This is a genomic window from Brevibacillus fortis (assembly GCF_003013395.1).
GTDB lineage: Bacteria > Bacillota > Bacilli > Brevibacillales > Brevibacillaceae > Brevibacillus > Brevibacillus fortis.
The window spans coordinates 22,823-40,264 of the sequence record NZ_PXZM01000016.1 but is presented as its reverse complement, the minus strand read 5'-3'; the positions used below and the strand labels follow the sequence as shown (position 1 = coordinate 40,264).

The following is a 17,442-nucleotide window of genomic DNA, read 5'->3' as shown; positions in this document are numbered from 1 at the left end:
GGGGGTCACCTTGTGGAAAAATGGAAGAGAGATGTCGAGCACATCCGACAAGCGACAAATTTACCTATCGAATATGTACAAGTCTCACAAACAGAAGCAGCACAAGCCCAGCAGGAATGGGTACAAAAAGGCTGGGAGCAAGTTGCCCTCCATTCGAGTAATGGAGTGATGACATTGATCCTTATCGAAACTGCCTCTTGGCATTCTTCAGCCCGGGCGTTGTTGGATCTGATTTTTCCTCACGTGGATGATCCAGCAACGCTCCCCCTCCCCATACAGATATCGAGTTGGCTTTCAGGCATTGTCTCTGGCTCACCTGTTGCAATCCCTGCTCAGTTGGAAGCAAAATGGCCGTGGAAAGAACCGCGCGTCTCCTTTTTATTAGAGCGATGCAGACCTGATCGTACGGGAGAATGGGATTCCTTGCAGCCCTTGTTACATGATTTCTTTGAAGGAGTACCCGATTTCATTCCGTTGACTCAAACACATGCCCTTCTCATCGTCCCTGTCTCCATGCTCGATCATCAAAAAACGGCTTCAGAGCTTTTGGAGTGGGCATCTGGCCTGTATGATCTGATCTCCATAGAATGGATGGAACCCGTTCGCCTTGTTGTCAGTTTGCTAATCACGAGTCCAATTGCATTGGGCGACACTCTTTTCCGACAATTATCACTTGCCCGTGCCCTTCGATCCTATCGACCACAAATGATGGTTGCTGGTGACTGGTCTTATCCGTTAGAACGATGGGCAGCTTCTGTCCCTACAGAAATAGCAGCTGCCATCGCCAACGAGCTGGCCTCTGTCATAACCGTGCCGCACATGACAGATGAACAACTGGAAACATTAGATACGTTGTTCGCCAGACAATTGAATGTAAGTGATACAGCACGGCAGCTTTTCCTTCACCGGAATACACTGTTGTATCGATTGGACAAGCTGACGGAACAAACCGGTTTAGACCCGCGATTGTTTCCTGATGCCGTCATGTTGCAGCTCTATCTTCTCTTTCGTCAAAATTAACAAAACATTTCGTATATACTGTCCGTATCCATCTTGCCGGTGAATTGGTACCCTACCATTACAGTCACCCAAGAATTTGCTCTCTTCACAAACCCGAGGAGGTGCCTTTTTCATGGCAAAGGTAAGTCTTTCCCACATTTATAAACGATATGGAAACAACGTAACGGCAGTTGACGACTTTCACTTAGAAATTCAAGATCGGGAATTCCTTGTACTAGTCGGACCATCTGGTTGTGGAAAATCGACCACGCTACGCATGATTGCAGGTCTGGAAGAGATTTCGGAAGGTGATTTATACATAGGCGATCGCCGTGTCAACGATGTGGCTCCCAAAGATCGTGACATCGCCATGGTTTTTCAAAGCTATGCACTCTATCCGCATATGAACGTATACGAGAATATGGCATTCGGACTAAAATTGCGCAAATTCTCCAAATCCAATATTGACAAGCGGATTCAAGATGCAGCTCGAATCCTCGATATTTCGCATTTGCTAGACCGCAAGCCAAAAGCTCTGTCCGGGGGACAAAGACAGCGTGTCGCATTGGGTCGCGCGATCGTGCGTGAGCCGCAAGTATTTTTGATGGATGAGCCGTTGTCCAACCTCGACGCGAAGCTGCGTGTACAAATGCGCACGGAAATTTTGAAACTGCATCAACGCTTGAATACCACGATCATTTATGTGACGCACGATCAAACGGAAGCCATGACCATGGGAGACCGGATCGTTGTCATGAAGGACGGCCTTATCCAACAGGTGGCAACCCCGACTGAAATCTACAATCATCCAGTCAATTTGTTTGTAGCGAGCTTCATCGGCTCGCCTGCGATGAACTTTGTGAAAGGCAATCTTTCTGAGAAAGACGGGGCACTCTATTTTGATGCACAAAATATTCATGTACGCTTCCCAGAAGATAAAGCCAAGACTTTACGGGAAAAAGGTTATGTAAATAAGCAGGTTATTTTTGGTATTCGTCCTGAAGACATTTACAGCGACGCCGCTTTTATGGAAGCAAATCCATTTGAGAGCTCGCTTGCAGCCGAAGTTGAGGTCGTAGAAAACATGGGCTCCGAATTGTATGTCTATTTCCACAATATCGGGGATACTCAGATGGTAGCGCGCGTGGATTCTCGTGAAGCGCTAAAACCAAAGATGAAGGTAAAACTAGCAATGGATCTTGCCAAATGTCATGTATTTGACAGCGATACAGAACTAGCAGTATTCTAATAGCGACGTGAGAAGGAGTGTCCCATCCGGCATTCCTTTTCCTATTTTTTTGTGTAAAACCTTTTATAGAGAGAACACCTAGAGAGATAGCGTGGAGAGGAGCGGATAAGAAGTGGCTTATCAAATCGTCTTTTTTGACATTGACGGAACCTTACTGAACACCGATCACATCATTCCACAAACAACGGTGGACGCCGTACAAAAATTAAAACAAAACGGTGTCCATGTCGCGATCGCAACAGGCCGAGCTCCTTATCATCTGATGCCAATTGCTGAACAACTGGGCATTGAGACATTCGTGGGCTTTAACGGGTCGTATGTGAGTAGCGAAGGAAATATCATCCATCACACGCCAATTGCTACAGATACATTGGCAAAGCTCGAACAAATGGCAGAGGGTCACTCCCATCCCATGGTATTTTTGAGCGCAGATCACTGTTACGCCAATGCCAAAGACCACCCGCATATCATCGAGTCTTTTGATTGGTTACAACTGGAATCCCCGACATATCGCCATCGCTACTGGGAAGAATCGCCGATTTATCAAGCGTTTCTCTACTGTGGCGCTGATGAATCGAGGTATACGGGTGAATTCCATGACGTCTCTTACATTCGTTGGCATGAGCACTGCATGGATATTTTGCCCCCAAATGGCTCCAAGGCAAAAGGAATTGAAGCAGTCTTAAAGCATTTTGGACTAACTCCTGCGGATGCTGTTGCCTTTGGAGACGGATTGAACGACAAAGAGATGCTCTCCTATGTTGGCATGGGGGTAGCGATGGGGAACGCTCATGAAGAATTGAAGCCGTTCGCCAACATGATTACACGACACGTAAATGACAGTGGCATCCAACATGGCTTAGTTACGCTTGGATTAATTTAGTCACTCTAACTGTAAGCTATTTCCTTCATAATCACTCTCTTCATGTGCACGCTATAGACAACAGCACTGGAGGGAGTGAGTTTTTTTGCGCGTCTGGCCTATTGTTGCCGCTGTTGCCTTGGTCGGTCTCGTAGTTGTCCCGTATCGGATGAATCAGAATGCAGAGCAGGAAATGCGCGAACCTCATCCCCACGTGACATCGCTTCAAGCGAGAATTCCCCGGATTAACTACATTGAACAGGTGAAAGACATTCGTCGTGACCTGGAGAAAAAAAGTCATATTCAAACGCTTCATCATAACCAGCGTGATCGCAGTCATTATGTAGAAAATGAAGTCGTCGTGCGCTTTTCACCTCGCCCCAAACAAGAAAAAATTGATCAACTTGTTTCTTCGTTGGATGCCAAGATCAAACGTGATTTTGACAAATTTCTCATTATCAAATCAAAGAGCTTGACCACCAAGCAGCTCATGAAAAAACTGGCAGAACACCCTGACTCGGTATTTGCCGAGCCGAATTATCTCCTACTCCCCAATGTGAAGCCGAACGATACGTACTACACGGAATACCAGTGGAATCTTAATCTGATCGGCATGGAACAAAGCTGGGACGTCAGCGAAGGCAGCAGTGATGTCATCGTTGCAGTAGTCGATACAGGTGTGGATATGAAACATCCAGAATTTGCTGGCAAGCTGGTCAAAGGCTACAACGTTTTGGATGGCAGTAACACACCTCAGGATGATAATGGTCATGGAACCCACGTGTCGGGTGTCATTGCCGCGAAAACGAACAACGCAGATGGTATTGCCGGGATGTCCTGGAATAGCAAGCTCATGCCGATCAAAGCCATTGGCGCAGACGGTTCGGGATCAGCCGTGGACATCGCCCAAGGCATTTATTGGGCGACAGATAACGGAGTGGATGTCATTAACTTGAGCGTAGGTAACTATACCTCCTCTGCTGCTTTGCGGGAAGCTTGTCGTTATGCCTTTAATAAAAATGTCGTGTTAGTCGCGGCTTCCGGAAACGATGCGAGTGATCAACCTAGTTTTCCTGCTGCCTATGATGAAGTCCTTGCCGTTGCCGCTGTCGATCACCGCAAAGAACGCGCCGATTTTTCCAACTTTGGTGATTATGTGGATGTATCAGCCCCTGGGGTCGATATTCCGAGCACTTACATTTATAGCGACTATGCCTCGCTATCAGGTACTTCGATGGCGTGTCCTCATGTCGCTGCACTCGCTTCGCTCATCCGTTCCATTCATCCAAATATGAATACCAAAGACGTGATGAATCTCATTAAACAATCCTCGACTGACCTCGGTGCTCCTGGTCACGATCAGTTATACGGGTACGGCATGATCAATGTGAATCAGGCCCTTCGCCAAGCCAAGCCTGTCGAGCAAGTCAAAACGGAACAACCGCCAAAAACAATCGGCGGTTTGCTCAATAAATTCTTTCAACGTATGCGCTTTGGTGGGCAGTAAGTTTGTTTGTGTCCTGACTAATGGCTATTTTTTCGGTACCATCAAGGTCGCAAGGAACAGAAAAAAAGGTGGCATTGACCACCTTTTTTTGTTAATCAGACTTTGGTTTACCATATGCTTCATAAGCCTTGCGCCGAATCTCAAAGCGGGCCGAAAATTTTTTTCAGGTTATCTTCGAGAATAGCCAGTGTTTCCTCCTTCTGCGGTTTGCAGTAGGTTCAGCCCTACGACCACTCTCTATCTGTAGCGATGAGCTGCGTATTCCAAATCCAGGTCGCTATCATAAAGCACTAAGCAGCAGCTTTTTTTTGCTTGTTCGATTCTGTTCTGAGACATCCTCCTACTGATTGTTGTTATGTACGGGTTGACATTAATCGTTTCGCATACTGCTCTTTGATGCTCTGGCGCTCTCTGGCGATGGCCAAAGCTTCATTCGGAACATCGTCTGTGATTGTTGATCCTGCGGCTACATAAGCGCCTTCCCCGATGGTAACCGGTGCTATCAAATTTGCATTGCAACCAATAAAAGCGTGATTTCCAACGGTCGTTTTATGCTTACGGACGCCATCATAGTTGACTGTGATTGTCCCGCACCCTACATTTACATGTTCACCAATATCAGAATCACCAATATACGAGAGATGAGCAACCTTTGAGCCTTTCCCGAGACGCGAATTTTTCAGTTCGACAAAATCTCCAACCTTCGCCTCCTCACCTACATCTGAACCCGGACGAATAAAGGCATAAGGACCAACCGCTGCACTATCACGAATCGTGCTATTACATGCATTCGAGTAACGAAATTCCACCTTACATCCTACCGTGCAATCACTTATGTCTGCATTCGGTCCGATGACACAAGCGGGTCCAATTATTGTTTTCCCGCGGAGGTACGTTCCTGGATGAAGAACCGTATCAGGTCCGATACACACATCTGCATCAATATAGGTAGTAGCTGGATCAATAATCGTCACCCCGTTTTGCATATGATGCTCATTGATTCGCATACGAAGCACTTTCTCGGCAGCAGCTAACTGGATTCTGTCATTTACGCCGCCTCCCTCTGCCGCATCATCGGTCATGTAAGCGGCAATGCGTTCGTTTTGCTCCTTTAAAATGGTTAAAACATCAGGCAAATAATACTCTTTCTGAGCGTTATTATTTTTCACACAGGAAAGAGCTTGAAACAGCTTCTGGTTGTCGAAACAATACATGCCTGTATTGATCTCACACACTTGCTGCTCTTCTGCCGTTGCATCCTTGTGCTCCACAATCCGTTTCACAAAGCCTTTTGCGTCGCGGAGCAATCGTCCATATCCTGCCGGGTCGTCTACTCGTGCAGTTAATACAGTTGCGGTTGCATGTTGGGTTTCATGCTGCTCAAGCAGTTGCACCAGCGTTTTCTCCCTCACCAATGGCGTATCCCCGCTCAACACGATCGTTGTCCCCTGTTTGTTATGCAGCAGGTCAGCCGCCATCAACACTGCGTGGGCAGTTCCTAATTGCTCTTGTTGGTATGCATAACGCACCGAAGCACCAACCTGCTTTTCTACTTGCTCGGCTCCATGACCGACAACCAAAATAATCTCGTGGATTCCAAGAGCATGTAATCGGTCGACAATATGCTGAATCATCGTTTTTCCACAAACCTCATGGAGCACTTTGCAACGCGTAGACTTCATGCGTGTTCCTTTTCCCGCTGCCAATACGATTGCATAACGACTACTCATATGATCCTCCCAGCCGATTCCCTTATTTACCTTCATTGAAGTACGGCTTTACTCTGTTAACAATATCCTGAACAATATCTCGCGTTCCCATTGTTGTTGTCTGTTGACCTTTCTCGTAAACCTGAAGCATGATCTCTATTAAAGTTTTTTGATCAAGAATTTGGTCAGTGGAATCCATCATGGACACTTCAGCCCCTTACGGAATGAATGTAAATCCGATAAGTCAACATGGGGAAAGAATCCCGACCTCTCTATAAGCAGACGGTTCCGGGATTCTTCCAAATCGTATTTGCTTATTCAACGGTTACACTTTTGGCAAGATTCCGTGGTTTGTCAACATCATTGCCTAATGCCAGTGAAGTGTAATACGAGATCAATTGCAGCGGAATAACGGACAAGATGGGGGTAAACACTGGCAAGGTAGCAGGCACAAAGCATACCTCATCTACATTTCTGTGCAGCTCGACATTCCCTTCCAGTGTGATCGCTAATACATGCCCACCTCGTGCTTTGACTTCTGTGATATTGCTAACCATTTTTTCTTCCAGCTCTTTTTGTGTCACCAAGGCAATGACAGGAGTACCTTCTTCAATCAAAGCCAGCGTACCATGCTTCAATTCCCCCGCAGCGTATGCCTCTGAGTGAAGGTAGGAAATTTCCTTCAGCTTTAGGGACCCTTCCAGCGCCACAGCATAATCAATGCCTCGACCGATAAAGAACAGACTGGTGTGATTTTTTATGGATTCGGCATATACACGAATTTCATCCGCATGCAGGAGTGCCTTTTCAGCCTGTTCCGGCAACTGTCTCAGATGGGCAATCATGAATTCTCTCTCGTTTTTCGCAAGAGTCTCCTTCACTTGAGCCAGATACAATCCGAGCAGATAGAAAACGATTACCTGTGAGGTATACGCCTTTGTTGAAGCGACAGCAATTTCTGGTCCGGCAAAGGTAGCAAGCACATGATCAGCTTCACGAGCAATAGAACTGCCCTGAACATTAGTGATAGCCAAAACCTTGGCTCCCAGTCGCTGACTCTCCCGCAAGGCTGCGAGTGTATCAGCCGTTTCACCCGACTGACTCACGACGATGACCAGCGTCTTTTCAGATAATATAGGGCGGCGATATCTGAATTCTGAAGCGACATCGACCTCTACTGGTATCCTTACCAATTCTTCAATCACATGCTTGCCGATTAGCCCTGCATGATAAGCGGTACCGCACGCTACGATGAATATTTTCTCAAAGCCTTTGATTTGTTCTGGATGCAATTGCAAATCTGTCAAAACAATACGCTTTCCTTCCTCGTCAATCCGATTGAGCAGGGTATTCCGGAATGCATTGGGCTGTTCGTAAATTTCTTTTAGCATAAAGTGCTCAAAACCGTCTTTCTCCGTCTGTTCCACATTCCAATCTACACGGAATAAATCACGGTGAAGCGGTTCGCTTGTTTCCACTTTCATGAGAGAAACGCTGTCTTTTTTAAGAACTGCCATTTCCCCATCTTCCAAAATAACAATATCACGCGTGTGCTCAAGAACGGCTGAGATGTCCGAGCCAATGAAGTTTTCTCCTTTGCCCACCCCGATAATTAATGGACTTGCCAATCGGACCCCCACTATTTTATCTGGTTCGTACTCGCAAACAACGCCGAGAGCATATGCACCTCGCATCCGAAGTATTGCATTCCGAACCGCAGCGACGAGATCGCCTTCGTATAATATAGCAATGAGATGAGCAATGACTTCTGTATCGGTCTCCGATGTAAACGTGACCCCATGATTCAAAAGATCTTGTTTGATTTCCAAATAGTTTTCGATAATACCGTTGTGGACAACAGAAAACTTGCCCGATTCATCCACATGCGGATGTGAGTTTTCGTCGGATGGACGGCCGTGTGTGGCCCAGCGCGTATGTCCGATTCCCAAGGAACCTTGAATCGGGGATTGTACGAGCCGTTCTTCCAAAACGGCCAACCGTCCTTTCGATTTGGAAATCTCGATTTTTTTACCGGTAAAGATCGCAACACCAGCCGAGTCGTAGCCGCGATACTCCAGCTTCTGCAAACCATTTGTCAGAATTTTTTGTGCCTGCCCCTCACCAATATATCCAACGATACCGCACATACGATTGCCTCCCCTATTGCGTAATCATCATCCAGTTTTCAAGCTAAGCCAGAAGTACGACTCGTTCTTCCTCGACGTGCATTTTTGCCGGATTCCCCAGCTTGTAAATGTGTTGGCCCGTTATGCTGTCAAAAGCATTTCGCGTATCAATGATGGCTACTCCCAAGTCAGCAAACATCTGGTAGTCAAAGCTCTTATGATTCGTCACGAGCACCATGCAATCGTAATTTTTCATTTGATCCAAGTCATACGAAATGGAACGGACCGTATTCCCACGTTTGTCCACAAAGCTTAGTGCATACGGATCGTAGTAATCTACCTGTGCACCGTTTTCCTGGAACAACTCGTATATATGCAAGCCCGGAGATTCACGAAGGTCATCGATATCAGGCTTGTAAGCCATCCCTAAAATAAGAATTCGAGAGTTTTTAATCGATTTTGCATAGAGATTCAGTACTTGTGCAGTCTTGTTGATGACATAGTCCGGCATATTGTCGTTAATCGATTGTGCCAGTTCGATGAATTTGCTATGAAAACGGAAGCCCTTTGCCTTCCAGGAAAGGTACATTGGATCAAGCGGAATGCAATGACCGCCAATTCCAGGGCCTGGATAAAACGGCATATAGCCAAACGGTTTAGTTGAAGCCGCTTTAATAACCTCCCATACATTGATCCCCATTTTGTCGCACATTAAAGCCATTTCATTGATAAAGGCAATGTTTACACTCCGAAATGTGTTTTCCAATAATTTCGACATTTCAGCTACCTTTGGTGAAGATACTGTTACTACATTGGTAACCAAATTTCCATACAGTAGTGCCCCCAGCTCCAAGCACTTCGGTGTGGTTCCTCCGAGTACTTTTGGCGTATTATGTGTGTTAAAGGAATGATTACCTGGATCTACACGCTCAGGTGAGAAGCAAAGGAAGAAATCCTTTCCGACGGTCAGGCCCAGCTTTTCGAACTCCCATTGAATCAATTCTTCTGTCGTTCCTGGGTACGTTGTACTTTCTAGGGTGATCAAAAGGTTTTTCTTTTTGTATTTGATAATTTCACGAACAACTCCCTTAATAAAGGACGTATCCGGATCTTGATTTTCACTGAGTGGCGTCGGAACACATATGCTGACCGCATCCAGCTCCTTGAGTACCCGGTAATCAGTGGTCGGGAAGAATCGTTGAGCAGAAAAGCTTGATTGGATCACATCGTCCGGAACGTCCTGAATATACGACCTGCCTGCGAGCAAAGTTTCCACCTTCCGTTGGTCCAAATCGATGCCATAAACAGAGAAACCGCTTTTTGCCATTTCCATAGCCAAGGGCAGACCCACATATCCAAGCCCGATTACCCCAACTTTTACGGTTTTTGATTCCATTTTTTGCTTCAACTTTGTGAAGTAGCTCATTTTTTGTTCCTCCCTTTTTCTCTGTGTTAAGACAATAGACTTCTCACTCGTGCTTCCAAGTCTACGGGTGAAAATGGCTTCCCTATATAATCTGAGACTCCTAGCTCGAATGATCTTTTTTTGTCGTCTTCCAACCGTTTGTGGGTTAAAACCACGATTTTCGGACTATACTCAGCCGCATTACCATTCTTGATTTTGCTGATGAGCTGGTAACCGTCCTCAATGGCCAAATTCAAATCGGTGATGACAGCGTCTGGTAAACATCGCTGGTATTGCTCCAGTGCTTCTCTTCCGTTTTCAGCCAAATAAATGCAGTAACCTTTTCTTTGTAAGTAAATGCGTAAAAACTCATTCACGGTCTCATCTTGCGAAACAAGCAAAAGACTTTTCTTTGCTTTAGATGATCTTTTACCGCCATATATGTGAATGTCACCAGTGATTCCCTTGCCAGCAGTAATCTCCTGTACCATACCACTTAGGATTTGTGCTGCTGATTCCCCCTGTTCAGGAAAGCTTGCGATGAATACAGGCCCTGCCAACATATGTCGGGCATGTAAATGTTCCTTGATGAAAAGAGAATGAAAGTGAGTATTACCTAGCATTTGATCCCCTAGCAGGATTCCCAGCATGCTGCTTTGCTTATCGTAAAAACAATGGATATCGGTAAGTCCCTCTGCTTTTGCCAAAGACATTTTCAAATTTTGGACCTTTTCTTCATTGCTTCCATTCGTTACAGCCAAAATAATTCCGCACGGCAACTGACTCGATTCGTAGAAGGTAAGCACATGTTCAAAGGCTTGACATAAAGGAAACGAATACGCTTTTGCAATCTGACTCACTATATCTCCCTCCTATGCCCTGTTCTTTATGTTTTCCAGCTTGTTCTCGTCATGGTCCCCCATGTGTTGTTGTTACGCATAAATTCGATATGTCCCAAAAATCTCCAAATGACTCCTAACTGCTGATACCCCAGAAACATGAAGAAGAGAAATGCCAACATTTTGAGATTATCGCGAACTCTTGTGTAACGTTTGAAAGCCAGCTCTTCGATAAAAAGGGAGCCGATCCCGAGCAAAACACCAAACAAGAGATTCAGCAACGCATAGATAACCAGAATCCTCCACTGGGTCATGTCCAATACTGTATATCCCAGCAGAGCTAAAAAACCGGTAAACCTGAAATAAGGATTCAGAGTTTCGAAGATAATATTATAGGGAAAGGTAATCAATCCCATTACTTTATACTTGGGTCGACCGACTATATGAAAGCCGTACTCCAGCATGTTTTTTAGGTTACCGCGTCCCCATCTCCTTCGCTGGCTACCCAGTATTTTCAGCGTATCAGGAGCCTGCGTCCAGCATACGGCATCCGGACAAAAAGCCACACGATACGGAAGTTTCTTTTCGAGCATATATTTATGAAGCTTGATGATAATGTTCATGTCCTCACCGGGATATCCCCCTCGATAACCACCGGCTTGGACAACGAAATCTTTTCGAAATACGCCAAAGGCACCCGATACAATAATCAGTCCGTTGATCGAACTCCAACCGATCCTTCCCCCGAGGAATGCCTTTAAGTATTCGACACATTGAAACATGGGCAAAATTTTGTTGGGTAAATTTACTTTTTTTACCATTCCATCTTCAATTTCACAGCCGTTTGCAATTCGGACGATGCCACCAATCGCAACTGTCTCATCTGGGTTTTCCATGTACACCTTGGCGATTCGAATCAATGCGTCCTTTTCCAATAACGAATCTGCATCGATGGAAGCAATCAAAGGATAATGGGAAAGATTAATTCCAGCGTTTAGCGAGTCTGCTTTTCCTCCGTTTTCCTTATCAATCATATATAAATTGGGATACTGCGGATTGTAATAAACGCCCCGTACCTTAGATGTTCCCAATACTCCGGAACTTTTTGCATGCTCCGTACGCGTCAACTGGAATTCATTTAGCATAACTTGCAACGTTTCGTCTTTTGAACCGTCATTAATAACAACGACCTCGTACTTAGGATAATCCAGAGCAAGGAGGGAACGAACGTTTTCGATGATAGTCAATTCCTCGTTATAAGCAGGAACAAGAATCGAAATCTGCGGAACATACTCTGATCCAGAGAGTGACTGAAAGCGAGAATACATAGAGCTTTTGATGATGGAAAATATGTTTTTGATAGACAGGGATAGAATCGTTAAATAGAGCGTCTCAATAACGATCACGTAATAAATAGCAAATATCCCGTATGCTTGAAAAAAGTCCTTCATGTTTTTCTCCTTTCAGCTATAGTTACACTGCATGAACGTAACGATTTTTCTTGTCCAACTGCTCTTCCTCATTCATCCGCTTTTTGTACCGCATCTGGTTCATGCTATACATCTCAACAATCTCAGCATCCTGACAAACTTCCGTATCGTTAGCCCTCATTAAGGACTCGATCCATTCCGCTGCCAATTCAGGATCATATTTGAACAGTAGCTTCACTGCCTGGATCCGTACTTCCCTGTCTTCCGAAACGATCTGTCGATATACCAAAACTGCAATCTCCGCAGTCAAAGGAGCAGTCCATCCAATCAAAGCAATTTTGATCAAATCCTTGTCTGTACTTCGCAAACATTCCAACAATAACGGAGTACAATCCAGCTCTGTCTCTTTCATGATATCAACGGCAAGATGGTAATTGCTCTTTCGATGCTTTACGAGGAGCAATAACATGTTTCTTACATCGTCCAGATTTTTCGCACACTTTGCGATAGATCTCGCGATGATAAAATGGGTTGGATCGAGTTTTTTTGTATGCAGCAATTGCAGTAATCTTGGTACGGCTTCCCCCGATCGCATGGATCCTACATGATAGGCAGCGTCGATCCTTTTCCAATGGGAGCGACTATATAGCCTTTGGATATTTTGATTGACGAGCCCTGTATCCTCACAAAGTGCGATGATTTTCTTTTGATGGCTCCCTGTAAGTGATTCGATCCATTCGATGAGTTTTTGTTGCAAAACGCGCAATTCCAAGCGATTTAATTGCCAGTAAGGCGGTTTCAATCTCTCCGGCGAGTCCATGTGAGACTGGATATAGGTGAAGTAGTCTTGAAACTGTCCCAGGTAAACGTTCGTTTTCCTTTCCATCCACAAGTTCCTTGATTTAATCACCAAGATTGCCAGAAAAAATAGTATAATTATTACAAATAACAGACAGATTATCGCGACTACTTCAGACAAATTGGCTTGCAGGATGGATCTCTCCTCTCCAATTTTTGTGAATTTTTTCCGAGCATTCCTATCCATGTTGCTTGTAAAATTGGCAGGTGCCACCGTATTTCCGGCTTGGTTTTTTCGCCCTTCTTTTTTCTTTATAAAGAACACCTATCGCGGATCGTTCTGTATAAAGAACAACTTGGGATTAGTATCCTGTACTGGCAATAGAATGTAAAATATCAATTTTCTCTAAAAATAGACCGAAAATAGCCAAAAATCGACTTTATTGTAGAATATCGTCTGATTATCTCGTTTTTTCTCGACATTAATAACGAACAGTTCGTTTCTTATAAAGAACAATCAAAGATATAGATACTAAGCCATACCGACCCATCGTTTCATCTAGTAGAAAAGTAATTTTTTGGCATTTCCAGTAAACTTATACTGTACAAATGAGCCAAACGACACAGGACTAGTCCCACAAAAAGTTGTGTTCCAGTTATTTTGCCGTTATAATAAACGAAGAGATTTAAAGGGGTGGCTATGACATGATCGGCTCGCGTATCCAGCAGCTTAGAATAGACAAAAGCCTTTCTCTTTCTGATTTAGCTGAGCGCGCTGGTGTCGCCAAGTCTTATCTAAGCTCAATCGAGCGTGGCATTCAGCGTAATCCTTCGATTCAATTTCTTGAGAAAATTGCACTAGTATTAAATGTGACGGTAGACACATTGCTTCAGGATAAAGAGATTCCTTCCATTGAGAATGTTGATGAAGAATGGTATGAGCTGATCGAAGAGGCTATGAAATCCGGGGTAAGTAAGGAACAGTTTCGAGAGTTTTTGGAGTACAATAAATGGCGAATCAATCGAGATAAATAAAATTGGTGTCAGCACTGGTATAGTGCTGGCTCTTTATTTTTTGCAATAATTTAAAACAAAAGTCACAAATACTAGATTTACATATGAAACTGAATTAAGTATCATTTCTGATATAAGCTTTTTTCCTATCTTTTCCAAACGTTTTTTGGGCATTTTATTTGTTTTTACAAAAGGAGGGTAAAAGGGGAACTAACATGAAAACCACTCCGTCTCCTAAAGATCTCCTGGATAAAGAATGGATTGATCTTATATTTACTGCACGCAAAATGGGGATATCTATTGAGGAAATTCGTTTTTTTCTCGTGAACTCTCCTCTTCCTCTAGAGGAGGAGAAAAATGATTATAAATGTAGGACTTCCTACAGGGTTCCTTAAATAATTAGAAAATCATGGAAAAAGCACAGGTTTATTAGACCTGTGCCTTTTCGTTTTGCATCTGCTTTTTCGCGATATAGTCTGTCTCGTAATACTGCAAATCATTACGCATCGGTTCGAATACTCTGGACAGAGACAAGGTCAACTGCTGCAACTCAGGGACCACCTGCTTGCGGAAAATGATACAGTCCTGACCCGTATAGGCCAACCGCCCATCTTCTTCGTAAACCTCACCTTTTGGATAATAGAAGTTGTTTATACAGGTATGATATACCTGATACAATACTTCCTCAGCAAACTCCTCATGAAATCGTGCTCGTCGGAGGGATACTCCCAGCCTTTCGTATGCATTTTCGCAGTAGACCAAAAGGTGGCGCAAGTCGGAAAGATAGGTACGGTAATACGTTTCAAATTCTTCTGGATCACCTGAAGCGGATACTAGACCTGATAAGGTAACCTGATTCAAAAAACGTTCCAGTTCCATGCTGACCTTTTTCAACTTGGTGTACGTCTCCTCGCACAATTGCTTTAGATGAGTCGCTGACATAAAGTCCCCCTAGTATTGAAGAATCTGCCTTTTTTAAAATAAGTATAAAGGAAAGATTATTTATTACACAAGGGTTATTTTTATACAACCAGACGGCTTTACAGGATCATAAGGAGAATCGTATAAGCACAAATAAGGCTACGCCAAAGCTTTGGCGCAGCCGAGTTATTGTTTATTATACCGCCGTTTGCTCACTAATTTTTCCCTTAATTTTCCTTATCTGTAACAAATAAATGAGATAGGCCGCGAACAATCCGATGAGGGTCATAAAGCCGAGAACTACAAAGTCATTCGTGACAGCTGACAGTCCATGTCCCTTCGTCAAGATTTCTCTGACACCATTCAAGAAATACGTCAGTGGCAATGATTTTGCAATCGCGACAATCCCGGCCGGCATCGACATGAGTGGCCATGTATAGCCAGATAACATGAACGAAGGTACTGCAATCATCATCCCGATCTGAGTCGCTTGGAGCTGGCTGCTGGACACAAAGGAGATGGCATAACCAATAGCCAACACCGCCAAGTTAAACATGGTAGCTAGTAGCATCAGGTTAAATGTGCTTCCGTAATAAGGGATACCAAAACCTTTTAACATCAGTGTAAACGCAAGGAACATGTTGAGGGTTCCTGCCAAAAAGTACGGCAACAATTTGCTCGCAGTGATCGCGAAGAAGCTATGGCGAGATAGCGTATCCCTCCAGGTTCCCTCTTCTTTTTGTTGGGCAACCGACAATACGATTCCGAGGAACAGCACTTGCTGAAGAACTGTACCTGCAAGTCCGAATACCATGAAGGACAGATAGCTGAAGGTCGGGTTATACAACACTCTGTATCGGTAGTCGATACCCGTAAACATGTTTTTCCCTTCTTCTCCCCAGCCTCCAAGTGCTTCCATCTTTTTCAGCGTGGTTCCTGCTGAAACAGACTTAATCGCTGTATTCGCTGCTCGAACTGCCGTATTAGAAATCATGATGTTACTACCGTCAATAACAGTCAGTACCTCGGCTTCTCTCCCAGCCTTCACATCCTTTTCCAATCCAGCAGGAATGATCAGGGCGATATTCGCATCGCCCTTTTCAACTATTTTCATTGCTTCTTCTTCTGTTCCTACAATAGACGTGATCCGAAATGTATGATCGACCTCAAAGGCACGATAGAGCTCACGACTCAGTTCGGTTTGATCGGCATCCACCATCACAGTAGGGATCTCCATCACTTTTTTCTCACTGTACAGAAAACCGAACATCGTCAGATAAATGAGCGGAACGAGGAAGAGAATATTACGAATGGTTTTGTTAGCAAAAATATTTTTCCATTCGCTCCAAAATAGGTGAGAAAAATTATTCACCATTACCAGCTCCTTCAAGTTGCCACTCAACCGTCAGGCCTGGACGCAATTCCGGATCGGACACGAGCAGCTTCACTTGGAAGGATCGAATGTCACGATCGCCAAGTTCTTGTGTCGCTTTTTTCACGGCAAAGTCAGCAGCAGGAGCTACAGTAACCACTTTGGCGTCTACTTCTCTGTTCAGGGCTGGAACAAACAATTTCACCTGATCGCCTGTTTTCACATTCGCGAGCACATATTCATTTACATAAAATTTGACATAGTTGTCTGATTTCGTTTGGATCGTCAAAACGGTGAAGCCTTGCGAAACCAGCTCTCCCTTTTGAACTGCAACTGATTTTACAATGCCGTCTACTGGAGCTGTCAGCTTGGTGTTGTTCACATAGGCTTCCATTTCTGCCAGCGCGCCTTTTGCCTGCATGACGTTCGCTTCTGCGGATTTAACGTCCAACTCCTTCAAGCCTACTTGACCTCTCCCTGCTACAGCTTGGTTGTATGCAGCTTTTGCTTGATCCAGTTGGGCTTGTGCGGCATCAACCTGCTCTTTGCGCGATCCAGTTTGAGCCATTTTCAATTGTTCTTCCGCTGCTTTAAACTCAGCTTGCGCCTTTTCTGCTTGCATCTGTGCCTCTTCCACTTTCACTTGTGGAACGGCACCTTCTGCCAATAATTTTTTCATTCGCTCCAGATTCGTCGCGGCAATTTGATTCGAAGTTTGTGCTGCTTGTAATTTTGCTTTGAGTTGCGTAATTTCTTCTGCACGTGCGCCATTTTTGTTCGCGTCAAGCTGCGCTTGCGCCGAGTTGACTACTGCTTTTGCTTGGTCGACTTGGGCATTGCTGGAGTTATCGGTCACTGATACTCCTTTTTTCGCCTGATCAAGTTTGACGAGAGAGAGCTTGTAAGCTGCTTCAGCCTGCTCTTTCTTCGCGAGAATCTCCGCGCTGTTTAACGTGGCAACGACTTGCCCTGCTTTTACTTCGTCTCCTTCTTTTAGTGCGAGCTGTTCGATTGAACCGCCCATTTTAAAAGAGAGGTCTACCTCTGTTCCCTCGATCACACCTGCTAATTTCGTTGTATTCTGACCAGCCATGCTACTTACATTTGTCCCAAACAATATGGTTCCAAGTACTGCAATGCTGACTACAAAGCTACCTACACCAATCCATGCACGTTTATTCATCTGTCTTCTCCTCTTGTTTACGTTTCTC

General features: G+C 44.5%; 16 protein-coding genes. 6 read left to right on the top strand and 10 right to left on the bottom strand.

Annotated elements, in window-relative coordinates:
• The first annotated feature begins 12 nt into the window (after positions 1 to 12).
• The 4 genes from C7R93_RS11430 (at position 13) to C7R93_RS11415 (ending at position 4,617) form a co-directional block, all read left to right on the top strand.
• Complete coding sequence (locus C7R93_RS11430; RefSeq protein ID WP_106838916.1) at positions 13 to 1,020, top strand: PucR family transcriptional regulator; 1,008 nt, start codon at positions 13 to 15, stop codon at positions 1,018 to 1,020.
• Between the two features lie 112 nt (positions 1,021 to 1,132).
• Entirely contained in the window at positions 1,133 to 2,248 is a 1,116-nt protein-coding gene (locus C7R93_RS11425; protein ID WP_106838915.1) for an ABC transporter ATP-binding protein, read from the top strand.
• Between the two features lie 112 nt (positions 2,249 to 2,360).
• Entirely contained in the window at positions 2,361 to 3,131 is a 771-nt protein-coding gene (locus C7R93_RS11420) for a Cof-type HAD-IIB family hydrolase (protein WP_106838914.1), read from the top strand.
• Positions 3,132 to 3,216: 85 nt separating this feature from the next.
• Entirely contained in the window at positions 3,217 to 4,617 is a 1,401-nt protein-coding gene (locus C7R93_RS11415; RefSeq protein WP_106838913.1) for a S8 family peptidase, read from the top strand.
• Between the two features lie 353 nt (positions 4,618 to 4,970).
• Here C7R93_RS11415 and glmU read toward each other — a convergent pair whose 3' ends face one another.
• The 7 genes from glmU to C7R93_RS11385 form a co-directional block, all read right to left on the bottom strand.
• Positions 4,971 to 6,347: a bifunctional UDP-N-acetylglucosamine diphosphorylase/glucosamine-1-phosphate N-acetyltransferase GlmU gene (glmU, locus tag C7R93_RS11410; RefSeq protein WP_106838912.1), complete on the bottom strand. Its 1,377-nt coding sequence runs from the start codon at positions 6,345 to 6,347 to the stop codon at positions 4,971 to 4,973.
• A 22-nt stretch (positions 6,348 to 6,369) separates the two neighbouring features.
• Positions 6,370 to 6,525, bottom strand: coding sequence for a YwzD family small protein (locus C7R93_RS31210; RefSeq protein WP_482758274.1), 156 nt, complete (start codon positions 6,523 to 6,525; stop codon positions 6,370 to 6,372).
• Between the two features lie 115 nt (positions 6,526 to 6,640).
• Positions 6,641 to 8,473 (bottom strand): glutamine--fructose-6-phosphate transaminase (isomerizing), encoded by a 1,833-nt coding sequence (glmS, locus tag C7R93_RS11405; RefSeq protein WP_106838911.1) that lies wholly within the window; start codon positions 8,471 to 8,473, stop codon positions 6,641 to 6,643.
• A gap of 43 nt (positions 8,474 to 8,516) precedes the next feature.
• Complete coding sequence (locus tag C7R93_RS11400; protein WP_106838910.1) at positions 8,517 to 9,878, bottom strand: nucleotide sugar dehydrogenase; 1,362 nt, start codon at positions 9,876 to 9,878, stop codon at positions 8,517 to 8,519.
• A 26-nt stretch (positions 9,879 to 9,904) separates the two neighbouring features.
• Positions 9,905 to 10,717 (bottom strand): response regulator transcription factor, encoded by an 813-nt coding sequence (locus tag C7R93_RS11395; protein ID WP_106838909.1) that lies wholly within the window; start codon positions 10,715 to 10,717, stop codon positions 9,905 to 9,907.
• 26 nt (positions 10,718 to 10,743) lie between these two features.
• Positions 10,744 to 12,147, bottom strand: coding sequence for a glycosyltransferase family 2 protein (locus C7R93_RS11390; RefSeq protein ID WP_106838908.1), 1,404 nt, complete (start codon positions 12,145 to 12,147; stop codon positions 10,744 to 10,746).
• A gap of 22 nt (positions 12,148 to 12,169) precedes the next feature.
• Positions 12,170 to 13,012, bottom strand: coding sequence for a hypothetical protein (locus C7R93_RS11385; protein ID WP_146142422.1), 843 nt, complete (start codon positions 13,010 to 13,012; stop codon positions 12,170 to 12,172).
• Positions 13,013 to 13,629: 617 nt separating this feature from the next.
• Here C7R93_RS11385 and C7R93_RS11380 point away from each other — a divergent pair.
• Both C7R93_RS11380 and C7R93_RS11375 read left to right on the top strand, forming a co-directional pair.
• Positions 13,630 to 13,959: a helix-turn-helix domain-containing protein gene (locus tag C7R93_RS11380; protein WP_017247782.1), complete on the top strand. Its 330-nt coding sequence runs from the start codon at positions 13,630 to 13,632 to the stop codon at positions 13,957 to 13,959.
• 194 nt (positions 13,960 to 14,153) lie between these two features.
• The gene (locus tag C7R93_RS11375; protein WP_106838906.1) at positions 14,154 to 14,333 is read left to right on the top strand and encodes an anti-repressor SinI family protein; all 180 of its coding nucleotides are present in this window, start codon (positions 14,154 to 14,156) and stop codon (positions 14,331 to 14,333) included.
• A 34-nt stretch (positions 14,334 to 14,367) separates the two neighbouring features.
• Here the strand turns inward: C7R93_RS11375 and C7R93_RS11370 are convergent, their stop codons facing one another.
• The 3 genes from C7R93_RS11370 to C7R93_RS11360 form a co-directional block, all read right to left on the bottom strand.
• On the bottom strand, positions 14,368 to 14,880 hold the full coding sequence (locus C7R93_RS11370) for a YpuI family protein (protein ID WP_106838905.1): 513 nt from the start codon (positions 14,878 to 14,880) through the stop codon (positions 14,368 to 14,370).
• 175 nt (positions 14,881 to 15,055) lie between these two features.
• Positions 15,056 to 16,234: an ABC transporter permease gene (locus C7R93_RS11365; protein WP_106838904.1), complete on the bottom strand. Its 1,179-nt coding sequence runs from the start codon at positions 16,232 to 16,234 to the stop codon at positions 15,056 to 15,058.
• The gene (locus tag C7R93_RS11360; protein WP_106838903.1) at positions 16,224 to 17,414 is read right to left on the bottom strand and encodes an HlyD family secretion protein; all 1,191 of its coding nucleotides are present in this window, start codon (positions 17,412 to 17,414) and stop codon (positions 16,224 to 16,226) included. The genes C7R93_RS11365 and C7R93_RS11360 overlap by 11 nt, the downstream gene beginning before the upstream one ends.
• Positions 17,415 to 17,442 lie beyond the last annotated feature (28 nt).